The sequence below is a fragment of the Paracidovorax sp. MALMAid1276 genome (assembly GCF_049198005.1).
Taxonomy (GTDB): domain Bacteria; phylum Pseudomonadota; class Gammaproteobacteria; order Burkholderiales; family Burkholderiaceae_C; genus Acidovorax.
Window position 1 is genome coordinate 26,463 of sequence record NZ_JBMIRS010000020.1, and the last position, 8,683, is coordinate 35,145.

Genomic DNA, 8,683 nt, shown 5'->3' on the forward strand with positions numbered 1-8,683 from the left:
CGCAGCCGGCCACGGTGCGCAGGCGCGCAGCGCTTTCCTCTGCTGCGCAGAGCTCTGACTATCTGCTACGTGAAGTCGCCCGCATCCCAGGGGTTGATGCCTCGGCGCTCCAGGTCGAGCATGCTCTGTTGAAACTCGGGGACGCCGTAGCAAAGCACCCTGTCGGGCAACTTGATCATGTGGGGTTCGCCGCTGCTTTGGCTGTATGCACGCATTTGCGCTTTCAGATCATCGCTGGGGTCTTTGCCAGCAGGCACCAGCACCCAGGCGCGCCGGCCCCGCCATTTGATCGGCACAAAAATCACACCCAACTGATCGGGGCGGTAATCATCCGGCAGTGGACTGTGGGGCACGAGCCAGCCACATGTGAATGTGCGGCAAGGGCTGGCGGGCCTTAAAGGGTATATGGCGCATCCTTGGAGGCCCAACTGGGTGCACGGACTGCCCGGCTTCATGGTGCAGTCCACAACACCGTCGACCACAATGTGTCCGGACAGCCAGCCTTCGCAGCATTTTTGGCAGGTGCCGCAGCTTCTGTTGTCAGAGAACAGCATCAGCGTATCAACCAGCTCTTGAGGCGCGTTTGCCAGCGCAAGGGAACGGCGCGCGACAGAGTTCTCAATCCAGGCGCTGAGCGCAGCCTCAGCAGCCCATGCAGAGCGAGACGACGGGCCCCCAGTGATGCATTCTCAACGGGTGTACGGTGCATCCCCGGAAGGAAGCGCGAGACCCACCCCGCATCGCCGATGGGACGAGGCGCCGCCGACGTAGCGTGCGGACTGTTGCCCAAATATGCATCGCCATAAACCCAGTCAGGCATGGTGGGCCGCCAGCGCGTCGACGAGTCGGCGCAGGGTGCGGGCGACACGCCTAGTACCACATGATCGCGGTGGATGGCGATGAACAACTCCAGCCAGGCTTGCGGCGATTGGTTCCAGGGGCACACCCAGCTCCACTCCCGGCCTGCAAGCCGCTCCGGGAAGGCGCCCAGGTCAGGCGCCACCACGGGCAAGCCAGCCGCCAGGCAGGCGCTCAGTGTGTAGCTGTAAGTTTCGGGCCATTGGGCGGGAAACCAGGCAATATCCGGCTTCAGCCATTCGAGCAGCCCCGGCAGATCGGTCTCGGCATATTCGCCATGCACAGTCAGGCGGGCACGCGGTTGGGTCTTGAGGCTCCGGTAGCCATACCCCAGCAAATGGAATTCCACCGGTACGCCAGACCGCGCCGCAGCCACTGCAACATCTTCCAGCAAATCTGCGCCCTTGATGGTGCTCAATGCGCCAATGACAACGACCCGCAGGGGTGCATGGGTGGGGCGTGGCGCAGGGGGCCGGACGGGAGGCAATGTGGCGGCATGCAAGTCCAGGTGGGGTGCCAGCCGCACGTCGCACCCGGGAACGAACCGGTCCATGCGCTGGGCCATGTCGGCGCTGGGCGCCAGGATGTGCCGCGCCTTGCGCAAAAACGCCTGGTTCGTGTCACGCCAGGTCACGATGTCCACGCCACCGGGCGCTGGTGAGCGCGCCAGGCAGGTGGTGCACTGCGCCAATCCCTCTTCGCCGCAGTAGCGGTTGCGGTAGTCGGTGAGCGAAATCTGAGGGCAGTAGCTGTAGTGGTCGTGCGCCGTGAAATCGAAGGGGACACCCAGTTGCTCCGGCAATTGCCGCACCAGAGGGTCGTGCCCCAGCCAATGGTGAAAGTGCACCAAAGTGACGCCGATGGCGGTGAGCAGCGCAACCAGGTCGTTCCACTGTTCGTGGACCTGGAACTCCAGCGCCATCTCTTCGCGCGGATCTGCAAATTTCAGCAGCACGCGCTGCCCAGGGACTGGCGTGAGGGTCAGCAGGTGCGCACTGCCGGTCAGGGCGCCTGCCAGTTCCTGCACATGCCGCAAGGTGCCGCCCGCGCGATCGTGTACCACGCACAGCACCTTGCGAAGCGAGCTCGCACGCAGACGGGCCAGATCCAGGGCGCGGCGGTAGGGCTTGGCGGGGTCTTCGGCAATGAAGCGCATGACCGAGGCCTCGTAGCCGGGATGCAGGCGGCGCAGGGTTTCCATGGCATCCAGCTCGCGCTGGCTCTTGCTGGCACCAAAACTCACGCCGCCAGCGTGGAGCACAAATGTGTCCAGTGCGTGCAGGTTGCGCCATCCCAGTGCCAGGGCGCGCTGGCAAAAATCGTTTTCTTCGCCGTACCCCTTGCCGAAATTGGGGACATCGAACAGGCCGACCGCGTCCAGGCAATCACGGCGGATGTACATGCAAAAGCCGATGCCGGTGGGCACTTCGACCGTCATGCCTGCGTTGTTGCTGGCGGCCAACGCATCCAGCGAGGCAGTCGTGTGCCCGTCGATCAGTGCATTGGGCTCGCAGAAACGTGGGTAGCTGCAGATGGTGGCATTGTTGGAAAACGGAGTCACCGTGCCGTTGCGCGGATGCGCGTGCGCAGCACGGCACAGCCGGTCGAGCCAGTCGTTGGCGACTTCCGTATCACTGTTGAGCAACAGCACATCCGCGCCTGTTGACAAGGCCATGCCCCGATTGACGGTGCCCACGAAACCCAGGTTTTCGGGGTTCTCCAGCAGCAGCATGCGCGACTCCGACGCTGCCATCTCACGGAGCCACGCGGTGACATCGGGTTCCGGGCTGGCGTCATTGATGACCACGAGCCGCCATGGCGTTTGACACTGGCTGGCCAGCGCGGAGCGGATGCAACGTTGCGTGTCGAACAAGCCCTTGTACACCGGGACGATCACGTCGACAGGTTGCGCCAGGTGCGGTAGACGCGGGTCAGCGGCAGCAACCGCCGCCGGAGTGTGTTGAGGGGGTGGGGGGGGCGTCATGAGTCGGGTCCAGGCCATTTTCATCCGCACCAGCGGGCGGGTTGCACGGAAGACCGTGGAGTTTTCGATCCACTGCAGGTGGTTTCGCAATTGGTCGATCTGCCGCTGGGTGCTCAGAAGGGCATGTTCCAACGCCTGCCGTTCCTGCATTGCGCGGGCCTTCTCATCCAGTGCGCTGCGAGCGCGATCCTGCCACTGCAGCCGCTCGTGCTCGGCGACCTGTTGCCGATGGTGCAAGTCATGGGCGGCCGCCTGCATCTGCTGCACCTCGTGGCGTGCTGTTTCGGCGCGCTGTGCCTCGGCGGCAAGCCGCTGCTCCATTGCGTGCATGGCCTGGCTGGCGTGCAGGTAGTCGGCTGACATGGGCCAGCCGAGCGTGACTTCGAGGGATCCCCCGCGAACCGCCAGCGCCTGCAAGGCGTCGGAATTGATGGGGAGCGTGAACCAGGGGTCGTTGCCCGATAGCAGAAGCAGGGGGGCGGCGCTGGGGTAGGCTAGCGGTATCCAGTGGATTTGGTGGGAGTTGCCGTCACCGTAGAACAGCCCCTGTTCGTGATCGTCAGCGACAGGCCATTCCCACAAACGAGTGCCCGAGGCGTCGATCAGGCGCAGTCCGAATATATGCAGGAACCCGGGTCGATCCGCAGGGTCCAGTCGAAGTCCGCAAAAGGGCGTCGGGCCTGGCTGAATGTCAAATGTCAATTGTTGGCGGGAGCGCCCGATGACCCCGGCCGTACGCAGCTTGCGGGTTTCCGAGTATCCGAAGCCGACATCCCACATCAACTCAATGCTGAAACGTGCCTCCGCATCACTGTGGGAGGTGTCAATCGGGTACGCCGAGCGTGGCACCGTTTCGGAACTGGAGGGGGTGGCGCACGCGGCCAGCACAAACTGGTAGGTGAGTGCGTCGGGCTGAGTCAGCAGGTACCGGGACACCGCTGGCGGCAGCGTGTCGAATGGCTGGCGGAACTCTGACTCATGGAGTTCGCGTTGCACCACGTCCAGTGCTGAGACCTGCCAGTCGTGCTCCTGCATAAACGCAAGGATGGAGGCCCGCGTGAAGAAGCGCAGGTGTGTCTTGTCGAGCAGCCCCTCATCCCGGTAGCGAAACTGGCCGTGCATCAGTTCGGCGACCAAGCCCGCATAGGACGCATTGGGTACGGATATCAGTAAACGGCCACCAGGGCGGAGCAGTTGCCGACATTGAATCAGCACCCGCTCCGGCGATCGCAGGTGCTCCAGGACGTCCGCACAGACAATGACGTCGTACTGCTGATTCCCGAACTCAGCCACGAGATCCAGGGCCTCCAGGTCGCCGATGACGACGCGGCGGTACGTCGCGCTAGCCAGATCTGCTTCTGCCTGGTTGAATGTGACGCCATCCACGTCGCAAGGGCCGCGTCCGCAAAGCCACCGGCCCAGTGCGCCGGTGCCGCAACCCAGGTCAAGCACGCGCGCGGCATTGTCGATGTGATCGGCCAGCACACTCAGAGAAGAGCGTTCGGAGGGCTGGACTTCACGTGCGTAAACATGTTGCGGCGAGGCTGGGGACGGCATCGTCCGATTATGCCGCTGGGGCTGGACGGATAATGTGCAGTTGTGGATCGCGCTGGATCGGTGCGGGCAGCCATCAAGGTCAAGTTTGGGAGCGGTGTTTGAATGATTCAGCAGGGCGATGAGGGCGCGTTGTGGGCTGGCTGGAGGATGCGGGCGGGCATTGGGCTGGCGGTCGTGCTGCTCCTGGGCTTGGGCGTGCAGGGCGTCCGACTGGCCCGCGACTTGGCCCCGCAGCCCCTCTTGCTGCTGCCGATGATTGGGGCGCTCGACAATTGTTTGCTGTCGCGCACTCGGTCGCCCAACGTGGAGACCTGCGCTGGGGATGTGGACTCGGCGGCGGGTCTGATCGACCGAACCCTGGCGACGCTGGGCCCGCAGGTGAGTGCCAATGGTGCTTACGAACTGGGTTATACGCTGAACGTGCCGCTACTTCGTTTGTTCAACCGTTCGGCCGATGGCCGCTGGATGGTGGATGATGCGGCGGCTCAGCGTGTGGCCAATACCATCGCCCGTTCCCCGCGCCCTATGCTGTTGTATCTCTTTTCAACGCATTTTGCGGTGGGGGGGGCGCTGGAAGCCTCGTTAGGTACGGACCCCCGCAACCTGGCCGTGGGCCCAACGGGGAGGCCCTTGGACAAGGATCGCTACTACCACCTGGACATCTACCCTTGGAGTGTGGCGAGCCGGGACAACGATATCACGCGCATGCGTGAGCAGGCCATGGGGGCGGTGCTGGATAGCGTCTGTCGATTGTCGTCCGCCGATCAGGAAAAGATCAAAGGCGTAACTGTCTTGGGCGAATTGCATCATTTGTTCCCGGACTTCCAGTCTGGCATGGGAGTTTCTGCCGACTACGTCGTGTCAGATTACAGCGCGGCATCTGTGCGGGAGTTTCAGCGGTTCGTGCGGGCGAGATTTACCAGTCTCGACGCACTCAACGCTGAGCTCGGTAGCGATTACGAGCGCTTTGACCAAGTCGTTCCGCCCGGCCGGAACATTCGCAAGCAGCGCCTGACCCGCTACGAGGATCACATCGATTCGTTCGCAGGGGGCATCTTGCCGATTGCCGGATGGGCCCACGTGCGAGGTGCAGACGCGCCGTGGATTCACGTCTTCGTCAACGGTCTGCCGGTTGCGCGGGTCCGTGCAAACCAAGGACGCCAAGATGTGTTGGAGTCATTGCCGTCAGTGGGGTCGGCGGATGTCGGCTGGCGCTATGACCTTGACTATTCGAGTTTCCCGCCAGGCATGCATCGCATCGATGTGGCCCTGGAGCAGGGCAATGAGCCTTTGCAGTATCTGACAGGTCGGTCAGTGGGCGTGATCGGGCGCGACCAAAAGGCCCCGCAACCGGTACCGCAGGCCACGTTGCCGCCGATGAGCAAGGTACAGATCGGTACAAGTTTCTGGGTCGACACGCCCCCCGACCAGTTGTCGTTGTATTACAACCCCTTGGTAAACCTTTGGCATGAATTTCGCCAGACCCAAGTCACACGGCACCTTTCACACTTTGCCGATCGCGTAAAGAATTCCTGCCTGGGCCGTGGCCCTGTCTACACGCACCAGATTGTGCCGTTCGTGAATCCCGGATGGGACTCGACACGATTCGGAATAGACGACTCCCTGAAGGTGGATACCGGCCTTGCGTTGGGCATAAGCCTGTACGGCCGTGCAACGTATGGGCCAGAGGTGTTGCAATGGCTACAAAATCGACGCAGCCGAGTCCCCGGGCTCGGTGCGGTGGCGGGTAGCCGACCTTATGGTATCACCGAGTTTCACCCGCTGAAGGCCATGGGCCCGACCGAGTTGCAAGAGGTGCTGGATGCGCACCATCGGGAGGGCGCTCGCTACATCTCATTTTTTATGGAGCCGCGCATTGACGGTCGACTGTTTGAGCCTGGAATGAACCTGTTTTCGTTCGATCCGCAAAACTCCGCCTATGGGTCGAAGGTGCTTTATCAGTCGGTTGCCCAGATTCTTCGCTCTCCGCCTTCAGGCGTCGAGCAGCCGGGGGCTGTTGCGCGCTGAAACGCCTGCAATGGCGCCATTCCACAGTAAGAAGCTCAAATTGAATGCCGTGAATGCCTCTGACAGCGAGCGAGCAGTTCCTGCGCAGCAACTGACATGATTTTGATTTCCCTTGTGGGCTTCCTGGTGGCGGCCGTTTTTGCAGGGCTCATTGTCCGTTGGGGGCGAGAGCATGCGGCCGTCTACGGCCTGGCCATGCCCCAGCGGTTTCATATGGGCGACATTCCGCGGCTGGGTGGAGCGGCGCTGCTGGTGGGGATGGGTATCGCCTGGGGGCTGGGCATGCTGCAGACTCTGCAATGGGGCGATCCCGGCTCGCTGCGGCTGGGGCTGTGGGTGGGGGCGTGGCTGCTGGTGGTCATGCCTGCAGCGCTCGGCGGCATTGCAGAAGACATGACACAGCGGCTCTCGGTGCGGTACCGGCTGGTTTTGACGGGGGCGTCCGGCGTGCTGGCGGTGGCCCTGTTGGACCTGACCCTGCCGCGACTCGGTTGGCCCTTGGCCGACGCCCTGCTGAGCGCCGCGCCCTGGCTGGGCATCGGGGTGGCCGTGCTGGCCGTTGCCGGGTTGCCTCACGCGTTCAACATCATCGACGGATACAACGGCCTGGCTGGCATGGTGGCGCTCATCGTCTGCCTCGCGCTGGCCCACGTGGCGTTGCAGGTGGGCGACCGCGCCCTGGCGGCGCTGCTGGTGTCCACGGCGGCGGCCACGGGGGGGTTTCTGGTGTGGAACTACCCGCGCGGCATGCTGTTTGCCGGGGACGGCGGGGCCTATGTGTGGGGCGTGGTGATTGCGCTGGCTAGCATTTCGCTGGTGCAACGCAATTCGGACGTGTCGCCGTGGTTTCCCATGCTCCTGCTGATCTACCCTGTGTGGGAAACCATTTTTTCCATCTATCGCAAGACCGTGCGCGGCGTTTCGCCGGGAGTGGCGGACGCGCTGCATTTCCATCAGCTGATTTACCGCCGCATCGTGCGCGGCGTGTTCCATGACGACGAGTCGCGCCGGGTTCTGATGCGCAACAACCGCACGTCGCCCTACCTGTGGGGCTTCACCCTCCTGACCGTGGTGCCGGCGGTCCTGTTCTGGAGCAACACGCCCCTGCTGATGGCGTTTTGCGCGCTGTTCGTGATCACCTATGTGCTGGCGTATTTTGCGATCGTGCGGTTCAAGGTGCCGCACTGGCTGCGCCACTGAGGCCCTTTGTGCGCGGTGGCGCTTCAGCGTGCATCCTGAATGCGGCACAATTTGCGCCTCACAGTTTTCAACACCGGATGGCCCGCCCCCATGACCGACCTTCTTTCGATTGCCCCGCGCGACAAGGCTGAAATCCTGGCCCAGGCGCTGCCCTATATCCGCAAGTTCCATGGCAAGACCATGGTCATCAAGTACGGCGGCAATGCCATGACCGACCCGGCCCTGCAGGCCGACTTTGCGGAAGATGTGGTGCTGCTCAAGCTGGTGGGCATGAACCCGGTGGTGGTGCACGGTGGCGGCCCGCAGATCGAGACGGCGCTGAACCGCCTGGGCAAGAAGGGCGAATTCATCCAGGGCATGCGCGTGACCGACGCCGAGACCATGGAAGTGGTCGAGTGGGTGCTGGCCGGCGAGGTGCAGCAGGACATCGTGGGCCTGATCAACCAGGCCGGTGGCAAGGCCGTGGGCCTGACGGGGCGCGACGGCGGCATGATCCGCGCGCAAAAGCTCAAGATGGTGGACAGCAAGGACCCTTCCATCGAGCACGACGTGGGCCAGGTGGGCGACATCGTCTCCATCGACCCCAGCGTGGTCAAGGCGCTGCAGGACGACGCTTTCATCCCCGTCATCAGCCCCATCGGCTTTGGCGAGAACAACGAGAGCTACAACATCAACGCCGATGTGGTGGCCAGCAAGCTCGCCACGGTGCTGCAGGCCGAAAAGCTGATGCTGCTGACCAACACGCCCGGCGTGCTGGACAAGCAGGGCAACCTGCTGACCGACCTGACGGCGCGCGAGATCGACGCGCTGTTTGCCGACGGCACGATCTCGGGCGGCATGCTGCCCAAGATTGCCGGCGCGCTGGACGCCGCCAAGGCGGGCGTGCATGCAGTGCACATCATCGACGGCCGCGTGCCGCACGCCATGCTGCTCGAAATCCTGACCGATCAGGCCTACGGCACGATGATCCGTAGTCATTGAGATGCCCCCCCTGAGTCGCTTCGCGTCTTTCCCCCGAGGGGGGACACCGCCAGCGCGGCGGGGCGGCCCTTGCGC

5 protein-coding genes are annotated in these 8,683 nt (G+C 63.5%); 3 read left to right on the forward strand and 2 right to left on the reverse strand.

Annotated elements, in window-relative coordinates:
- Window positions 1-65: 65 nt before the first annotated feature.
- Together ACOQFS_RS00670 and ACOQFS_RS00675 are read right to left on the reverse strand one after the other, a co-directional pair.
- A complete protein-coding gene (locus ACOQFS_RS00670; protein WP_421561058.1) occupies window positions 66-554 on the reverse strand; it encodes a hypothetical protein in 489 nt (162 codons plus the stop codon).
- On the reverse strand, window positions 554-4,399 hold the full coding sequence (locus tag ACOQFS_RS00675; RefSeq protein WP_421561059.1) for a methyltransferase domain-containing protein: 3,846 nt from the start codon (window positions 4,397-4,399) through the stop codon (window positions 554-556). Before ACOQFS_RS00675 ends, ACOQFS_RS00670 begins: the two co-directional genes overlap by 1 nt.
- 102 nt (window positions 4,400-4,501) lie before the next feature.
- Here ACOQFS_RS00675 and ACOQFS_RS00680 point away from each other — a divergent pair, with 102 nt between their 5' ends.
- From ACOQFS_RS00680 to argB, 3 genes are all read left to right on the forward strand, one after another.
- Window positions 4,502-6,427, forward strand: coding sequence for a hypothetical protein (locus tag ACOQFS_RS00680; RefSeq protein ID WP_421561060.1), 1,926 nt, complete (start codon window positions 4,502-4,504; stop codon window positions 6,425-6,427).
- Window positions 6,428-6,523: 96 nt separating this feature from the next.
- Window positions 6,524-7,627 carry a glycosyltransferase family 4 protein gene (locus ACOQFS_RS00685; protein ID WP_421561061.1) on the forward strand — a complete coding sequence of 368 codons (1,104 nt, stop codon included), beginning with the start codon at window positions 6,524-6,526 and terminating at the stop codon, window positions 7,625-7,627.
- A 90-nt stretch (window positions 7,628-7,717) separates the two neighbouring features.
- Window positions 7,718-8,608, forward strand: a complete 891-nt coding sequence (argB, locus tag ACOQFS_RS00690) for an acetylglutamate kinase (RefSeq protein ID WP_421561062.1) — start codon at window positions 7,718-7,720, stop codon at window positions 8,606-8,608.
- The last annotated feature ends 75 nt before the right edge of the window (window positions 8,609-8,683 follow it).

Excerpts from the sequence above, each read along its gene's own strand:
- ACOQFS_RS00680 (WP_421561060.1), top strand. The coding sequence starts at position 4,502 with ATGATTCAGCAGGGCGATGAGGGCGCGTTGTGGGCTGGCTGGAGGATG.
- ACOQFS_RS00685 (WP_421561061.1), top strand. The coding sequence starts at position 6,524 with ATGATTTTGATTTCCCTTGTGGGCTTCCTGGTGGCGGCCGTTTTTGCA.
- argB (WP_421561062.1), top strand. The coding sequence starts at position 7,718 with ATGACCGACCTTCTTTCGATTGCCCCGCGCGACAAGGCTGAAATCCTG.
- ACOQFS_RS00675 (WP_421561059.1), bottom strand. The coding sequence starts at position 4,399 with ATGCCGTCCCCAGCCTCGCCGCAACATGTTTACGCACGTGAAGTCCAG.
- ACOQFS_RS00670 (WP_421561058.1), bottom strand. The coding sequence starts at position 554 with ATGCTGTTCTCTGACAACAGAAGCTGCGGCACCTGCCAAAAATGCTGC.